General features: G+C 67.3%; 15 protein-coding genes. 11 read left to right on the top strand and 4 right to left on the bottom strand.

The window, feature by feature from the left end; genetic code table 11:
• The first annotated feature begins 179 nt into the window (after nt 1-179).
• The 8 genes from COW1_RS06840 to COW1_RS06805 all read left to right on the top strand — a co-directional run bounded on the left by COW1_RS06840 (nt 180) and on the right by COW1_RS06805 (nt 9,635).
• Nucleotides 180-2,003: a fatty acyl-AMP ligase gene (locus tag COW1_RS06840; protein WP_201345830.1), complete on the top strand. Its 1,824-nt coding sequence runs from the start codon at nt 180-182 to the stop codon at nt 2,001-2,003.
• Nucleotides 2,000-2,965, top strand: a complete 966-nt coding sequence (locus tag COW1_RS06835) for an NAD(P)-dependent oxidoreductase (protein ID WP_201345829.1) — start codon at nt 2,000-2,002, stop codon at nt 2,963-2,965. Before COW1_RS06840 ends, COW1_RS06835 begins: the two co-directional genes overlap by 4 nt.
• The gene (locus tag COW1_RS06830) at nt 2,955-3,221 is read left to right on the top strand and encodes an acyl carrier protein (RefSeq protein WP_242466509.1); all 267 of its coding nucleotides are present in this window, start codon (nt 2,955-2,957) and stop codon (nt 3,219-3,221) included. Before COW1_RS06835 ends, COW1_RS06830 begins: the two co-directional genes overlap by 11 nt.
• Nucleotides 3,218-4,432 (top strand): aminotransferase class I/II-fold pyridoxal phosphate-dependent enzyme, encoded by a 1,215-nt coding sequence (locus tag COW1_RS06825; RefSeq protein WP_096365799.1) that lies wholly within the window; start codon nt 3,218-3,220, stop codon nt 4,430-4,432. Before COW1_RS06830 ends, COW1_RS06825 begins: the two co-directional genes overlap by 4 nt.
• A 60-nt stretch (nt 4,433-4,492) precedes the next feature.
• A complete protein-coding gene (locus COW1_RS06820; RefSeq protein WP_201345828.1) occupies nt 4,493-5,461 on the top strand; it encodes a metallophosphoesterase in 969 nt (322 codons plus the stop codon).
• Nucleotides 5,462-5,525: 64 nt separating this feature from the next.
• Nucleotides 5,526-6,632: an LPS export ABC transporter permease LptF gene (gene lptF / locus COW1_RS06815; RefSeq protein WP_201345827.1), complete on the top strand. Its 1,107-nt coding sequence runs from the start codon at nt 5,526-5,528 to the stop codon at nt 6,630-6,632.
• A 3-nt stretch (nt 6,633-6,635) separates the two neighbouring features.
• Nucleotides 6,636-7,703, top strand: a complete 1,068-nt coding sequence (gene lptG / locus COW1_RS06810) for an LPS export ABC transporter permease LptG (protein ID WP_201345826.1) — start codon at nt 6,636-6,638, stop codon at nt 7,701-7,703.
• Between the two features lie 222 nt (nt 7,704-7,925).
• Nucleotides 7,926-9,635 (top strand): ABC transporter ATP-binding protein, encoded by a 1,710-nt coding sequence (locus COW1_RS06805; RefSeq protein WP_201345825.1) that lies wholly within the window; start codon nt 7,926-7,928, stop codon nt 9,633-9,635.
• A gap of 292 nt (nt 9,636-9,927) precedes the next feature.
• Here the strand turns inward: COW1_RS06805 and COW1_RS06800 are convergent, their stop codons facing one another.
• From COW1_RS06800 to COW1_RS06785, 4 genes are read right to left on the bottom strand one after another with little or no spacing between them, the layout of a single operon-like run.
• Nucleotides 9,928-11,064: a mitochondrial fission ELM1 family protein gene (locus COW1_RS06800; protein ID WP_201345824.1), complete on the bottom strand. Its 1,137-nt coding sequence runs from the start codon at nt 11,062-11,064 to the stop codon at nt 9,928-9,930.
• Nucleotides 11,061-12,008: a lysophospholipid acyltransferase family protein gene (locus COW1_RS06795; protein WP_201345823.1), complete on the bottom strand. Its 948-nt coding sequence runs from the start codon at nt 12,006-12,008 to the stop codon at nt 11,061-11,063. Before COW1_RS06795 ends, COW1_RS06800 begins: the two co-directional genes overlap by 4 nt.
• A 53-nt stretch (nt 12,009-12,061) precedes the next feature.
• A complete protein-coding gene (locus COW1_RS06790) occupies nt 12,062-12,697 on the bottom strand; it encodes a sterol desaturase family protein (protein WP_201345822.1) in 636 nt (211 codons plus the stop codon).
• Between the two features lie 7 nt (nt 12,698-12,704).
• Complete coding sequence (locus COW1_RS06785) at nt 12,705-13,706, bottom strand: lysophospholipid acyltransferase family protein (protein ID WP_201345821.1); 1,002 nt, start codon at nt 13,704-13,706, stop codon at nt 12,705-12,707.
• Nucleotides 13,707-13,901: 195 nt separating this feature from the next.
• Here COW1_RS06785 and COW1_RS06780 point away from each other — a divergent pair, with 195 nt between their 5' ends.
• The 3 genes from COW1_RS06780 to COW1_RS06770 are packed head-to-tail and all read left to right on the top strand — an operon-like array spanning nt 13,902 to nt 16,645.
• Nucleotides 13,902-15,050: an N-acetyltransferase gene (locus COW1_RS06780; protein WP_201345820.1), complete on the top strand. Its 1,149-nt coding sequence runs from the start codon at nt 13,902-13,904 to the stop codon at nt 15,048-15,050.
• A gap of 7 nt (nt 15,051-15,057) precedes the next feature.
• Nucleotides 15,058-15,948 carry a nucleotidyltransferase family protein gene (locus COW1_RS06775; RefSeq protein ID WP_197703012.1) on the top strand — a complete coding sequence of 297 codons (891 nt, stop codon included), beginning with the start codon at nt 15,058-15,060 and terminating at the stop codon, nt 15,946-15,948.
• Between the two features lie 31 nt (nt 15,949-15,979).
• Nucleotides 15,980-16,645, top strand: a complete 666-nt coding sequence (locus COW1_RS06770) for a 2OG-Fe(II) oxygenase (RefSeq protein WP_096365820.1) — start codon at nt 15,980-15,982, stop codon at nt 16,643-16,645.
• The last annotated feature ends 19 nt before the right edge of the window (nt 16,646-16,664 follow it).

The raw sequence follows: 16,664 nt of genomic DNA, 5'->3' as shown, positions 1-16,664 counted from the left end.
TGAAATTACCCTGCCCGGCGTCGTATCATTGGCGCTTATATGTGACGATGATGGGCAAACTGTTTCATAAATTCGTTGAAACTTTTGGGGTAACTGGCAGTCTTGTATTAGTATTTGCCAATTGGACCAGTAAGTAACCTTATTTCAAGACGCTTCCGAAACCGGAAAAGGATAACGTAATGCAGCCGACAGGCAGTTCGCATGATCTAGCTTTGCGACCCTCCACCTTCTCGACCCTGTGCGAAGCCCTGGATTATGCCGCCGGCGGCGAAACCGGCGTGAACTTCTACAATGGCCGGGGCGAGCTTTACTGTGCCCTGAGTTACGGGGAACTGCGTGAACAGTCCCTGGCGCTGGCCCGTCGACTGCTCGGCCTTGGGATGAAGAAGGGCGACCGGGTCGCGCTGGTGGCCGAAACCACGCCGGACTTCGTGCGCTTCTTCTGGGCCTGCCAGTACGCCGGTCTGGTGCCGGTGCCGCTGCCGGCCACCGTGCACATCGGGGGCCATCAGGCCTTCGTCAATCAATTGCGCAAGCTGCTCGAGAACTGCCGCGCCGAAGCGGCCATGGCGCCCGAGGAATGGCTGAGCTTTCTGCAGGAGGCCACCGAAGGCCTCGAACTGCGCTGCGTGGGTACGCCCGATGTATTCGATGCGCTCGAACCCGCCGCCGGCGAGCTCCCCGGCGCCGAGCCGCAGGATACCGCCTACATCCAGTACACCTCCGGCAGCACCCGTTTCCCGCGCGGCGTGGTGATCGATCACACCACCGTGCTGGCCAACATCAACGACATGGCGCTGAACGGACTCAAGCTCAACGACCAGGACCGCTTCGGCAGCTGGCTGCCCTTCTATCACGACATGGGGCTGGTCGCCTTCATCATCATGCCCATGGCCACCCAGCGTTCGGTGGATTTTCTCGGTACCCGGGATTTCGCCATGCGTCCGCGCCAGTGGCTGGAACTGATGTCGCGCAACCGCGCCACCATCACCTCGGCACCGCCGTTCGGCTACGACCTGGCCGCCATGCGCGTGCGCGCCAGCGATGCCGAGAAGTGGGATCTGAGCAACTGGCGCGTGGCCTGCGTCGGTGCTGAGCTGATCAGCCCCGAGCCGTTGCAGCGCTTTGCCGAAGCGCTGGCCCCGGCCGGCTTCGATCCGCGTTCCTATGTGGCCTGCTACGGCATGGCCGAGTGCTCGCTGGCCATCAGCTTCGCGCCGCTGGGCGAGGAGATGGCGGTGGACTGCATCGACGCCGAACAGCTGCAGCAGGCGCATGAGGCCCGGCCGGTGGATCCGGCGGCGGCCGAGCGCGAGGGTGTCCGGGTGGCGAAGTATGTCGACTGCGGTCCCTTGCTGCCCACCTTCGAGGTCTCGATCCGCGATGACGACGGCAACCCGCTGCCGGAACGCCATGTCGGCAGCATCCACCTGCGCGGCCCCAGCGTGATGAGCGGCTATTTCGAGGACGAGGCCTCCACCCGCGAGGTGATGAGCGCCGACGGCTGGCTCAATACCGGAGACGTCGGCTACCTGGTCGACGGCAACCTGGTGGTGACCGGACGCAAGAAGGACATGATCATTGTCCACGGCCGCAACATCTGGCCGCAGGATCTGGAATACCTGGCCAAGCAGCAGCCGGGCGTGCGCTTCACCGATGCAGCGGCCTTCGCCGTGACCGATGAGCATCAGCACGAGACCGCCGCCATCGTGGTGCAGTGCCGCGAGCGTGACCCGGCCAGGCGGGATTCGCTGGTCAAGAATATCAAGGGGCAGGTCCGGGCCGAGTTCGGCATCGAGTGCGTGGTCGAACTGGTGCCGCCGCGTACCCTGCCGCGTACCTCCTCCGGCAAGCTGGCGCGTTCGCGTGCCCGCCAGGAATTCCTGGCGCGGCGTGCCGCAGAGGCCGCCACGCCGCCGCAGGCGAACGTGGTCAACGGCCCCGGCAAAGCCGCGGCGCCTCCCGTGGAAGCGAACAGGGACCGGGCCCGGCGTCTGGCATGACGGGAACGGTCGCCGTCACGGGTGCCACAGGCTTCGTCGGACAGGCCATTGTCGAAACTCTGCTCCGCTCGGGATGGCGGGTACGGGCCCTGGTCCACAGACGCGGTCTGGATGACACCCTGACGGGGGCGCTGGAGACCGTCAGCGGCGGCCTCGGCGACGAGGCTGCGCTGGCGCGGCTGCTGGAGGATGTCGATGCGGTCGTGCATGTGGCCGGCAAGGTACGCGGCCGCGGACCCCGCGATTTCCGCCCGGTCAATGCCGACGGCGTGGAGCGCCTGGCCCGTCTGGCACTGGCCCGGCCCGAGCCGCCGCGCTTCATCCTGATCTCTTCCCTTGCCGCCCGGGAACCCGGGCTGTCGCATTACGCCGCGAGCAAACGCGAAGGCGAGTCCCGGCTGGCCGGGCTGGCGGCAGGCACGGCCATGCATTGTGCCGTGCTGCGCCCGCCTGCGGTCTATGGCCCGGGTGATCGCGAACTGCTCCCGCTGTTCCAGACCATGGCCCGGGGCCTGGCGCCGGTGCTCGGCAGGGCCGGGGCCCGTGCCTCGCTGTTGCACGTCAATGATCTGGCGGCTGCGGTCGCCAAGCTGCTCGCCAGTGACGCGGCGGGCACCTACGAACTGCACGACGGTACCCCCGGCGGCTACAGCTGGGAGGATATCGCCGCCATTGTGGCGGCGGTGGCCGGTCGCCGCCCCGGCCGGCGGCTGATGGTGCCGGGTATGCTGCTGCGCGGACTGGCCGGACTGAACCTGGCTGCCGCCACGCTGCTGCGCTACCAGCCGATGCTGACCCCGGGCAAGGTCAGGGAGTTGCGCCACCCCGACTGGGTGTGCGACAACACGGCGCTGACCCGGGATACCGGCTGGCGCCCCGCGATCCGGCTGCGCGACGGGCTGCAGCCGCTGTTGGGGTCTTCCGGCCCGCGGACCAACGAGGGTATATCCAATGTCCACTGACACCGGGGATCAGTACCAGGAAATCCTGCAGGGGCTGTATGGAATGCTGGAGCGGTTTCCCACCCGCAATATCGACCTGCAGGAGCAGACCGATCTGGTGGCGGACATGGGACTGGATTCCATCAATGTGATGGAGTTGTTACAGGAAATCGAGGACCGATTCGATATAATCGTGCCCTTGAACGTGATGTCGGACGTCCGCACGGTGCAGGATCTCGCCACCCAGGTCCAGCGTCTGATCAGGGAGAACTCATGAGTATCTCAAAGCGATTCGCCGAACTTGAACACATCCGCAGCGCCCTGAACGAGGCCGACGCCGATCCCGGCCGGATCGTGATGGAACGCATGCTGTCGGCGACCGAGGCCGAGATCGCGGGCCGGCGCACCATCCTGGCGGGTACCAACAATTACCTCGGCCTGACCTTCGAGCCGGGCATCCTGGAGGCCGCCCATCAGGCCCTGTGCGAACAGGGCAGCGGCACCACCGGCTCGCGCATGGCCAACGGCAGCTTTGCCAGTCACGTGGCGCTGGAACGCAGCTTTGCCGAGTTCTACGGCATGCCGGCGGCCATGATCTTCTCCACCGGCTACCAGGCCAATCTCGGCATCCTCACCGGACTGCTGCGCCCCGGCGACAAGGTGGTGATCGACGCCCACAGCCACGCCAGCATCTATGACGGCTGCCGCCTGAGCGGGGCCGATTTCTTCCCCTTCCGCCACAATGATCCGGAGGATCTGCGCAAGCGCCTGCGTCGCCTCGGCGATGATGCCCGCGGTGCGCTGGTGGTGACCGAAGGCCTGTACAGCATGCTGGGCGACATCGCCCCGCTGGCCGAACTGCTGGCGGTGACCGAGGAATTCGGCGCCTACCTGATGGTTGACGAGGCCCACTCGCTGGGTGTGTACGGCGAGCAGGGCCGCGGTGTGAGTGAAGCCGCCGGCATCCTGGACCGGGTGGACTTCATTACCGGCACCTTCAGCAAGAGCCTGGGCTCGATGGGCGGCTACTGTGTCAGCCGCCACGAGCAACTCAATCTGCTGCGCTACGGCAGCCGTCCCTACATCTTCACCGCCTCGTCCAGCCCGGTCAACATCGCCGCCGCCCACTGGGCGCTGGATCACATCCGCAGCCATCCCGAACTGCGCGAGACGCTCTGGTCCAATGTCGCCCGGCTCTATGGCGGCCTGAAGGACCTGGGCTGCACCCTGGGGGCGGAGCCCAGCCCGGTGGTCGCGGTGCGGGTCGCTTCGCACGACGAGGCCGCGCGCATCTGGAACGAGCTGCTGGCGGCCGGCGTGTACGTCAACCTGGTGGTGCCGCCGGCTTCGCCGGACGGTGCCTCGCTGCTGCGCTGCAGTGTCAGCGCGGGCCACAGCCCGGAGCAGATCGACACCATCGTGACCGCCTTCGGCGAGGCCATTTCGCGCACGGCCTTCGCCGGCGCCTGCTGCAGCGGGCAGGCCTGAACCCCCGACCGGCGGCGCGCCTGTCCGTCCCGCGGGCGCCGCGCCGAGGCTCCCGTGGCGATGCCCGATTCCGCGTCTACACAAAGTTCCCATGGCACGGTGCTGGCCCAGCTGTCGGACCCGCACCTGCCGCTGCCTGCACGAATCCCCCTGACCGAAGTGTTCAACAAGCGTCTGCTGGGCCTGCTGTCCTGGTATACAAAACGGCGGCAGCGCTATCGGCCCGAGACGCTGGCCGCGCTGGTCGTGGATCTCAGGGCCCAGGCGCCGGACTGGATCACGGTCAGTGGCGATCTCACCAACCTGGGTCTGGAAGATGAATTCCGCCAGGCCCGGGACTGGCTGGACCGGCTGGCCGCGCCCGAGCGGCTGCTGGTGGTCCCCGGCAATCACGACGCCACCGTGGCCGGCGCCTGGCAGCGCGGCGCCCCCTGGTGGGAACCCTACTGGCGCGGGGACGCGGCCCCGGACGCGGACCTCGATACGGCCTTCCCCACGCTGCGCCGGCGCGGTCCGCTGGCCCTGATCGGACTGTCCACCGCCATCGCCTCGCCCGCCGGTCGTGCCGTGGGCGAGGTCGGCAGCGCCCAGCGCGAGCGGCTGACGCGGCTGCTGCGGCAGACCCGGTCCGAGGGGTTGTGCCGGGTCCTGATCCTGCACCACCCGTTGCTGGCCGGCACAGTGAAGTCACGCAAGCGCCTGCTCGACGGCGCGGCCCTGTGTAGGCTGCTGGCCGGCGAAGGCGTGGAACTGGTCATCCACGGCCACGGCCACCGGAGCCATCATCTGCAACTGGAGACCCGCGACGGTGCCGCGCCCGTGATCGGCGTGCCCTCGGCCTCCTCGGCGCAGGCAGAATACGCCGCCTATCACCTGTACCGTATCCGGCCCGCGGCGCACGGCTGGAGCCTGGAACTGGAGGTGCGGCGCTGGCAGCCGCAGGACGGCCGGGTAGTGTGTGCCGAGCGCATCACCACGCCTCTGCCGCGCGCCCATGCGGCGGCCGCTGTCCCGGCAGCCCCGGCCTGAGCCGCACCCTGTCGACGTGTTAGAGTAGGGCCTTTGTGGCCGAGACCGTCCCCGAACCGCTGCCGTGCTGATCGACCGCTATCTGGTAGGTGAGATCCTGCGTCCCCTGGCGCTGGGCGTCGGGCTGTTCCTGCTGATCTATGTCGGCTTCAGCCTGTCGAAGAACCTGTCCATGGCCGCCGACGGCCTGATCGATACCGCCACCGCCCTGCAGCTGGTCGGCCTGTCCAGCCTGACCACCCTGGAGGTCATTCTTCCCACCGCGTTGTTCTTTTCCGTGCTGCTGGTCCTGGGGCGGCTGTACCAGAACGGCGAGATCGCCGCCCTGGTCTCGGCCGGCGTCTCGCCGCTGCGCCTGATGCGCAGCGTGGCCACGGCCGTCGTGCTGGCCGCCCTGCTGGCGGGCCTGCTGTCGATCTTCGGCCGGCCCTGGGCCTATGACAGCATCTACCGCCTGGAGGCCGGCGCCATCAGCCGCCTGGATGCCGGTCAACTGGCCGCCGGCCAGTTCGTCACCCTGGATGTGGACGGCTACATGTTCATCGCCGACGCGCGCGCCGAGCAGGAAAAGCTGCACCGCGGCGTGTTCCTGTTCCGGACCCATGAGAATGACCGGGGCGTGGTGCACAAGGAACTGATCCGGGCCGACAGTGCCCGGCTGCCGCGCTTCGATCCGGGCCGCGAGGCAGTGCTGGTGTTCCAGGATGGCTACAGCTATCTGCTGGGGCCGGAGGGCGGATCCGACCTGTCGCTGCGGTTTCGCGAGATGAGCATCGTGTGGGGTGCGGCCGAACAGGCCCGGCAGAAATACAAGAGCAAGGCGCAGCCCACGGCCGTGCTGCGCAATTCCGATCAGCCCAAGGACATCGCCGAATACCAGTGGCGCCTGTCCACGCCGCTGGCCACATTCCTGCTGACGATGCTGGCGTTTCCGCTGGCGCGCTCCCGGCCGCGCGAATCGCGCCTGCGCCACAATCTGGTCGCACTGCTGGTCTACCTGCTGCTGTTCGCCGCGGTCAGCCTGGTGCGCACCCTGGTCGAACAGGGGACGCTGCCGCCGATGCCGGGGCTGTGGATCGCCTATCTGCCGCCGCTGTTGCTGCTGCTGGCGCTGATGGCGCCGGAACGGTTGCGGCAGCTGCGGCGACGCCCGCTGCAGGAGGCGCGCTGAACCATGCGCACGCTGAGACGCTATCTCACCGGACACATGGTGGCGGGCTGGGCGCTGTTCGCCACCGTGATGGGCGTGCTGCTGCTGCTGGTGCGGATGATCGAGGAACTGGAGCGGGTCACCGACCGCTACACCAGCGGCAAGGTGGTGCTGCACGTCCTGCTGACTCTGCCGCAGCAACTGCTCACACTCGCGCCGGTGATCATGCTGGTCGGCACCCTGACCGCCTTTGCCCGGCTGGAACAGCTCAATGAACTGACCGTTCTGCGCAGCGCCGGGGTGAGCAAGGCCCGGCTGCTGCGCCTGCTGGTGATGCCGCTGCTCGTGCTCTGCCTGCTGCTGTGGGGGGCGATGGAATGGGTCACCGCGCCGCTGCATCAGTGGGGCGAGGAGATCCGCAGCGAGGCGCGCGGCAACAACACCCTGGAGCCGGGGCAGAGCCTGTGGTCGCGCAGCGGGCTGACCTACTATCGCCTCGGCCGTCTCGGACTCAACCGGTCCCCGGGCGATATCGACATCTTCGAGTTCGGTCCCGACCACCGGCTGCTGCGCGCCATTCATGCCGAACGCGCCGAGGTGATCGAGGGGCGGCGCTGGCGTCTGGAGGATGCACTGGTGCGCAGTTGGGACAGCGGCACCCTGCAGGTGCAACGCGTGCCCGAACTGAGTCACGACCAGCTGTGGTCGCGCGATGAACTGCAGCGCCTGCTGCTCGGCATGGACAGCATGCCGCCCAGCGTGCTCTATGCCTATCAGGACTACCTGCAGCGCAGCGGCCAGAGCGGGCATGCCCATGCCCTGGCCCTGTGGAATCGACTGCTGCTGCCGCCGGCCGCGGTGGGCATGGCGCTGCTGGCACTGGGCCTGGGGGTGAAACCCGGCAGTCAGCGTGGCGGCATGGGACGTCAGCTGGCGGCCGGGGTGCTGGTCGGGGTGCTGTTCTACCTGGGCTCGCAGATCCTGGTTGCGTTGGGCCAGATCTATCATCTCCCGCCGCTGGCCACGGCGTCATTCCCCGTGCTGTGCATCTTTCTCGCGGCCCTGGTGCTGTTGCGCCGGCTGCGCTGGTGAGTGGGCACCGGGACTGAAGGAGGCTTGCTTCAGCTTCGTCATCACCGCGAAGGCGGGGACCAGCGTCTGTTAGCCCCGCGAGGCCCTGGATTCCCGCCTTCGCGGGAATGACGAATAGACAGAGATCCAGTCTATGTAGATACCATTCGCACCCGCACCATTTGAGTGCCCGCGGGGGAACGGGGATAATGCCGCCTTTCGTGTCGCCCCCGGGATCCATTTATGCGCCTGATGCTCAATCTGTTCCGTGCCTATCCGCTGGCCAGTTTCCTGATGCTGGTGGCGCTGCTGCTGTCGGGGCTGGCCGAGGGACTCGGGTTGTCGGCGTTGTTGCCGGTGCTCAAGGTGGCGCTGTATCACAACCAGCCCGGCAGTGGCCCGCAGGAGCCGCCGGGCGAGCTGGAACTGATGGTGCTGGAACTGCTCGACTGGCTGGGCATTCCGCCGACCCTGGGGCCGCTGCTGCTGCTGATCGTGGTGGCTTCGACCTTCAAGGCCCTGCTGCTGCTGCTGGCCCAGCGCCAGGTGGGGTATACCGCAGCGCAGCTGGCCACGGATCTGCGCCTGGACGTACTGCGTCACATGATGCGCAGCCGCTGGGCCTTCTTCCTGCACCAGCCGGTGGGCAAGCTCACCAACACCATGGCCTCCGAGGCCCAGCGCGCTTCCGATGCCTACGTCAACGGCGCGACCGCCATCACTTTCCTGATCCAGTCGCTGGTCTATGCCGGCGTGGCGGTGGCCGTGTCCTGGCAGGCCGCCCTGGCCAGCCTGCTGGCCGGCGTGCTGATCATCGGCGGCTCGCACTTTCTGGTGCGCATGACCCGCCGGGCTGGGCGCAGACAGACCCAGCTGATGATATCGCTGATGTCGCGTCTGACCGACACCCTGCAGTCGGTCAAGCCGCTCAAGGCCATGGCGCGCGAGGATCTGGCCGACCGGGTATTGAACCTGGAGACCAACAAGCTCAACAAGGCGCTGCGCCGGCAGGTGTTCAGCGCCGCCGCGCTCAATTCCGCCCAGGACCTGATGTTCACCGCCTTCATTGCGCTGGGCGTGTATCTGGCGTTGGAACAGTTCTCCATGGGCCTGGCCACGGTGATGGTGCTGGTGGTGGCGCTGGGACGCGCCTTCAGCTTTCTGGGCAAGGTGCAGAAGCAGTACCAGAAGCTGATGCAGGGCGAGAGCGCCTATTGGTCACTGCTGGATACCATCGACCAGGCCCGCCGGGCGGAGGAGTCGCTGGGCGGCGGTACGGAGCCCGTGCTGCACCAGGGCATCCGCTTCGAACAGGTGGGTTTCGCCTACGACGGACACGAGGTCTTTTCCCGCCTGGACCTGGAGATCCCGGTGCACAGCATCACCACCCTGATCGGACCCTCGGGCTCGGGCAAGACCACCATCATCGACCTGGTCATCGGCCTGCTGCGCCCGGACTCGGGCCGGGTGCGGGTCGACGGCACGCTGCTGGAACAGTTCGACCTCAGGGAATGGCGACGTCAGATCGGTTATGTGCCGCAGGAGACGGTGCTGCTGCACGACAGCATTCTGCACAACGTGACCCTGGGCGATCCGCAGATCGAGGAAGCACAGGTGGTGCAGGCGCTGCAGGATGCCGGCGCCTGGGACTTCGTCCAGGCCCTGCCGGCGGGCATGCACACCCAGGTGGGTGAGCGCGGCGGTCGGTTGTCCGGCGGTCAGCGCCAGCGCATCGCCATCGCCCGCGCCCTGATCAACCGGCCGCAGCTGCTGATCCTGGACGAGGCCACCAGTGCCCTGGATCCGGCCAGCGAACAGGCGATCGTGGCCACCCTGCGCGAGCTGCGCCAGCGCCTGACCATCCTGGCCATTTCCCACAACCCGGCGCTGGCCGAGGCGGCCGACCGGGTCTACCGGCTGGCGCCGCGGGGGCGGGTGGAACTGCAGGCCTGAAAGATGCTTCTACATGCGTAGGTTGGGTCAGGCGCGATAGCGCCGTAACCCAACATCTCCCGGAATGCCGGGTTACGCTGCGCTAACCCGACCTACGGACTGTGATTCCCTTTTCCGTCATTCCCGCGCAGGCGGGAATCCATTGGCCGTAGCGGTTTCTGGATCCCCGCCTGCGCGGGGATGACGGATGAATTTGTCAACGGTTACAGACGTAGGCCGGGATAAGCGCAGCGTTCCCGGCGGTTCAGCATGCTGCCGGAAACGGCCCTCGGGCCTTATTCCGGCCTACGCCTCAGGCCGGGGCGGTTTCGAGCAGGGCCCGTACCCGCGCCAGCGCCCGCTGCATATCACTCGACTGGTGCGCCTGGGAACCCGGGTGCGGATCACCCAGCCAGGCCATCTTGCCGGCGCGGATCAACTCCAGGTGCACCCGGCTGATGTCCCGCGACAGATGCTTCCAGCCCCAGCGCATCAGCGCCCGGTAGGCCAGCGCGCCGGGCGCGATATCGCATCGGTTTCCGGCGTCCTGTCTGATCACCGCCCGCGCCGCGGCCGTGTCACCGGCCGCCAGGTGCATGTCCCGGCGCATACTGAAGCGTCCCGCGCCCAGGTCGAACATGTGCACCGGCTTGCCGGTGGCATAGGCCTCGGACAGCATGGAGATGCTGTCGGCGGTGATGATCAGTTCGTCGGCCAGGGCCAGAAAACCGAGATAAGGGTTGTCGGGGTCGTTGCGCTGCCAGCGATAGAGTTGCATGGGCACCTCGGACTGGGCGGCAAAGGCAGCGATCGCCGCGGGACGGGTACGGGCGCTGGAGCTGACCAGAAGTGAACCGCCGCGCGCGCGCGCCAGTGCCACTGCATCGCGTACCAGGCACTGCGCGGCATGCCGGCCGAAGGCGTAGGGACCGCTGTTGCCGCCCATGTTGACCGTGATGTAGGGCCGCGGCAGGTGCGCCAGTCGCGGTGCCCAGTGTTCGGCCGCCGCGGCCAGGGTGTCGGGATGCACCCGATGCAGCGGCAGGTCGTTGCGCAGGACGTTGGGCCGCTCCGGCACCCGGTACTGGGGCGTGGTGATGACCAGATCGAAATGCTGCGGGTCCGCCCACAGTCGGCCCACGAACACGATGCGGGTGCGGCCGCCGGACTGGTCGCGGATCCAGCGGCACACGGGTTCGTTGCGCATGCCGGCCGACAGCACCAGGTCCGGCCAGGGCGGGCTGAGCGGATCGGAGCGGGACCGATCCACCCCATGCAGATCGCGGCCGCGGAACAGATTGGTGCGTATCTCCCGCTTGCGGTAGTGCAGCGACTTGCGTTCCCAGGGCAGCGCCAATGCCTCGGCCAGGGCGCGCAGCTGGGTCTGTTCGCCGGCGCGATAGGCGTCCACGATCCAGACCCGCGCGGCCACTGGGTTGTCCCGGTTCATGCGGCGGATTCGCCTGCCGGCGACTGCTTGGGCCAGCGCCGCTTCATGCACAGCCAGTCGCCGGGCGACTCCCGGATCCAGTCCTCGAACAGGCGGTTCAATCGCAATGTGAGATCGCTGACCTGGGCATGGCGATCGGCCAGGGCCGCATCGGGCCTGAGCGGCGCCAGCACCTCGATGCGGTAGCGGTGCCGCGGCAGCCGCACGCAGCGGATGGGAATGAGCGGATAGCCGCGCAGCGACAACCGCGCCGGTGTGGTATTGGTCGGCGCCGGTACGTCGAAGAAGGGGATCATCTCGCCGGAATCGATGCGGGTGTCGAAGGCTGCGCCCACGCTGTGGCCGTCGGCCAGTTCACGCATCAGTTCACGCACGCCGCCGGCGGTCGGCACCAGGCGCGAGCCGAAGGCGCGGCGCCGCGCCTGGAAGAACCGACGCAGCCAGGGATTGGCTTCGCGGGCGTAGAGGATGGAGATGCTCAGGCCGTATTCGCGGCTGATCAGGTTGGTCAGCTGCCAGGCGCCGGCATGGGCCGTGGCGAAGACCATGGCCTCGCGCCGCTCGAACGCCTGCATGGCCTCGGGATGGACATCGAATTCCAGATAGCGCTCCCGGCGCCGCCACAGCCGGTCCAGCAGGAACAGTTCGGCGGCGGCCAGGCCGGTGGTGCGGAAGACCTGGCGCGTGAAGGGGTCGCGTTCGGCCTCGGTGAGTTGCGGCAGTACCACTGCCAGGTTGCGCTGCACCACACGGCGCTTCTTCGTGTTGTGGTAGCCGATGACGCCGAACAGCCGTGACAGGAAGGCGGCCGCCAGGGGGAAGGGCAGCAGTCGGATCAGGCCGTAGAGGCCGTAGAACACCAGGGCCTCGAGCAGCCACACCGGCTGTTGGGTCCAGGGTGCCTTCTTGGCCAGGCGCTTGGGCAGCAGATAATACTTGGGCATCGCCGGTTTTCAGCTAGCGGTGCGGGTGGAACGAGGGTCCCGCGGTGGGAACTCTAGCGCCCACGCGGCGGATGGTAGGTGCCGAACACCCAGTCCCACAGCGGCGAACTGACGCCGAAGCGCCCGCCCTCAGCCGCGAAGTGATGCTGCATGTGGTAGCGCTTGAGGAAGCGCAGCAGCGGGTGACGCATCGGGAAGTGGTGCGTGGCGTAGTGGATATAGTCGTAGACCAGATAGCCCAGCAGGAAGAAGGCGGTGAAGGGCTCGGCCCAGGGATAGGGCAGCACGCTGCTGAACAGCAGCCACAGTACACCCAGGATCAGGGCCGCGCCCACCGGCGGCATCACCAGCCGGGTCTTGTCCTGGGGGGTGTCGTGATGCACGCCGTGGAACAGGAACACGAAGCGCTGGCCCAGGCGGCTCTTCGCCGGATAGTGGAACAGGAAGCGGTGCAGGCTGTACTCGGCAAAGGTCCAGGTCACCAGCCCGGCGATGCCGATGCCGGCCAGGCCGACAGGGCCGATCCCGTGCACGGTCACAGCGCGCACCAGCAGCCAGGCCGCCACGGGCAGCCACACCAGCAGCGGCATGATGGGATGCACGTGGCTGAGCGATTCCAGCACTGGGTTGTCGAACAGCCGGATGGATTGCTCGCGCGACTGGGCACTGGCTGGGCGGTTGGCCGGCATGGCGGTGTTACCTGTGGGTTGCGTGCGGATCGGTGTCTGGCGACAGGGTAACATTGCCACCCTGACGGCTGCGAAGTATAGCACTGGACCAGATTTTTTTCGAACAAAACCAGGCCCCTGGCCGTTCCGTGATCCACTGCTCAAAATGCCCGTGGATCTGCCGGGTCAGATCCCGGGCCTGCGCCTCCTGATCGGCGTCGGGTGCGGCCGGCTGCAGGGGCGGCAGGAAGGTCACCCGGAAACGGGGGCCGTCACGACGCTCGATCTTCACCGGCACCAGCGGGCAGCCGAATTTCAGCGCCAGCCGCGCGGCCAGGGTGGAGGAGGGCTTGTCTGCGCCGAAGAAGGGGATGGGCGTACCCTGATCGATGCGCCGGTCCATGATCATGGCCACCGAACGGCCCTGTTTCAGGGCCTGGACGAAGGGGCGCATGCTGGCGTCGCGCGAGATCAGTTCACAGCCCAGCGCCTGGCGCGAACGCCGCAGCAGCTTCTCCAGCCAGGGATTGGCCAGGGGGGAATACAGGGCCACCAGCGGCACGCCGTAGCGGTGCAGCGAGGCCCCGGCGGCCTCCCAGTTGGCGATATGGGCGGTGACGAACACGGCCGGCCGGGTCGGGTCGCTGTAGGTGGGGATGTCCTGCTCGAAGCGGATGTCCAGATAATCGTGACGCGGGTCCACGATCCGCGCCAGGTGCGGGAATTCGCCCAGTACGGCACCGCCATTGCCCCAGATCTCCGGCAGCAGGCGTTCGATTTCCGCGCGGGATTTGTCGGGGAAGGCGAGCCCCAGGTTGGCGCGCATATGCTGGCAGCGGCTCTTGAACCAGGGGCCAATCCGCCGCCCCAGCCAGTCGCCGGTGCGGGAGGCCCAGGTGACCGGCAGCAGCCGGAACAGTCCGTAGAGCAGTCCGATCACCAGCAGGTCGAGCAGCCAGAGCGCGTGGCGCAGTGGGCCGTTGTGCAGTGCCTTCTTGCGCAGCGCATTGCCGAGGATGAACTTGGCCAAGTGTGAGTGTTTCCTGCCCGTCCCGCGGGCCTGACATAGGGTAGGGAAAAACCAGGGAAAAGCAGTGTGCCGGAGGGGCCGGGAAAGATCAAACACCGCGCCGGTGCTGGGTTCCGGTCCAGGGGTTACGGTATGATGACGGGATTGATTCGCCAAACCCCGCCTTGTCGGGTGGGGACATTGCAAAGGAGCGGTATGGCGCACACCCAGACCAGCAGCGGGAATCTGGACATCCGCGAGGCGCGTGACCGGACGACAATAGGGGATTTCCTGCAGCTGCCGCACCGTCTCTATGCCGACGACCCGGCCTGGGTGGCGCCGTTGCATTTCGAGCAGCGCGAGCGGGTGTTTCGCAACCATCCACTGTTCGAGCACAGCCAGGTGCGGGCATGGGTGGCCTACCGCGATGGCCGGCCGGTGGGCCGGATCACCGCCCAGCTGGACCGCCTGCAGCCGCCGGTCGAGGGCGACAGGCTCGGCTATTTCGGCATGCTCGAGGCCGAGGACGACGCGCCCCTGTTCGCTGCCCTGCTGGAGACGGCCGGCGACTGGCTGCGCGAGCAGGGTGCGGCCCGGATCCGCGGCCCCTACAACCTCTCCATCAACGAGGAAATCGGCCTGCTGGTGGAGAATTTTGCCGAGCCGCCCTACATCATGATGGGACACGCCCGGCCGTACTATCCGACACGGCTGGAAGAGCAGGGCTTCACCGGCGTGAAGGATTTGCTGACCTACACGGTGCAGCCGGACTTCACCGCCCCGGCGGTGATGGAGAAGCTGGCGCAGAAGGCCCTGCGCCGGGTGCGGATACGGCCGCTGGACCGCAAACGCAAGGCCGCCGACTTCGAGGCCATGCGCGACATCTTCAACGACGCCTGGTCCGGCAACTGGGGCTTCGTGCCCTTCACCCGCGCCGAGTTCGCGGAAGTGGCGAAGATGCTCAGCCTGCTGCTGGACCACGACTATATCCAGATCGCCGAGATCGATGAGCGCCCGGTGGCCTTCATCGCCGCTCTGCCCAATCTGAACGAGGCCATCCGCGACCTGAACGGACGGCTGCTGCCGCTGGGCTGGGCGCGGCTGCTGTGGCGGCTCAAGGTCCGGCGGCCCCGCACCTGCCGGGTGGCGCTGATGGGCGTGCGGCGCGAGCACCAGTATTCGCGCCTGGGGCCGACCCTGGCCTTTCTGGTCATCGATGCGGTGCGCAAGGCCATGATCCGGCGCGGGGTGGAGACAGTTGAGATGGGCTGGATACTGGAGGATAATGCCGGTATGCGGCACATCATCGAAGCGATCGGCAGCCGGATCTACAAGCGTTACCGGGTCTACCAGAAGTCATTGTGAGCCGGGCGTGGACAATCACCCCTCAGACCGCCAGCAGGCGCAACCCAACCCGACCGGAGCGGCCGTCTCCGCGCGTTTCGCCTGCGTGATCCTGGCCGGGGAACGGACCCGGCGCGATGCCCTGCGCGAGCACTCCGGGGTCGCCTGCAAGCCCCTGCTGCGCATCAGCGACGTTCCCATGATTCACCGGGTCATCAGCGCCCTGCGCGGGGCGGATACGGTCGGGCCCATCCGGCTCAGCGGGCCGGAGCAGGCCTGTGTGCAGAGCGACGCCGAACTGGCGCGCGAGATCGCCGAGCAGCGCCTGAACTGGTCGCCGCCGGAGGCCTCGCCCAGCACCAGCGCCTATCGGGAACTGTCCGCGCTGCCGGCAGAGCACCCGGTACTGATCACCACGGCCGACCATCCCCTGCTGACCAGCGAGATCGTCGACCGCTTCTGCCAGGAAAGCGCCGCCAGGCAGTGTGACGTACTCGTCGGACTGGCGCCGTATGAACTGGTCAAATCGGTCTATCCGGACATCAGCAAGACCGTGCTGCGCTTCCGCGACGGCAACTACTGCGGCTGCAACCTGTTTGCCTTCATGACGCCGGAAGGACGGCGCGCCGCCGACTTCTGGCGTCGGATCGAGAACCAGCGCAAGAAGCCGCTGCTGGTGATCGGCCTGCTCGGCTGGTGGGCGGTGATCCGCTACCGGCTCGGCCTGCTGACGCTGGATGCCGCCCTGGAACGCCTGTCGCGTCACCTGGGACTGCGACTCGGGGCGGTGATCCTGCCCTATGCCAACGCCGCCGTGGATGTGGACTCGGTGGCCGACTACGATCTGGTGCAGCGCTATGCCGATGAAACCGCGGCGCAGGAACCAGACCGCGAACATCGCCTGATGCAGCAGCCCTGACAGCTATCCGTTCAGTAACGAGACCTCGATCATGACCGAGACAGATACCCGACTTCTCAATTTCCAGGCGGTGGAGGACACCCCGCTGCAGACCGAGCCGTTCAGCTTCATGGTCGCCGAGGGCGTGATCCCGTCCGGGGAACTGGAACGGGTCAATGCCGATTACCCCTACATCGATATCCCGGCCAACTTCAACCCGGAGGACCTCGAGTATGGTCCGGCCTTCGCCCGGGTGCTGCAGGACCTGGACAGCCCCGAGTTCGAACGCCTGATCGCGCGCAAGTTCGGCGTGGATCTGAGCCGCACGGTCAAGACCATCACCGTGCGCAAGTACTCCGAGATGAGCGATGGCAACATCCACACCGACCATTGGAGCAAGGTGATCACGGTGCTGCTGTACTTCAACCCGGAATGGCATCAGGAGGGCGGCAAGCTGCGGCTGCTGCGCAGCAAGCACGATATCGAGGACTTTGCCGCCGAGGTCACCCCGCTGGGCGGCACCCTGCTGGCCTTCAAGCGCAGCGGCAACAGCTATCACGGCTACAAACGCTTCGACGGCGAGCGCCGCATGGTGCAGGTCAACTGGGTGCGTTCCGGCCCGGTGGCGCGCCAGGCTCAGCGTCTGGCCCGCATGGGTACGCATACCGGCAAGCGCATCCTGCGCCTGGCCCAGGGGCTGCGCGGCGCCGCCAAGTAGCCGGGTAGGATGGGTGGAG

It is taken from the genome of Thiohalobacter sp. COW1 (genome assembly GCF_016629505.1).
Taxonomy (GTDB): domain Bacteria; phylum Pseudomonadota; class Gammaproteobacteria; order Thiohalobacterales; family Thiohalobacteraceae; genus Thiohalobacter; species Thiohalobacter thiocyanaticus_A.
This window is presented reverse-complemented; position numbering and strand designations above follow the sequence as displayed.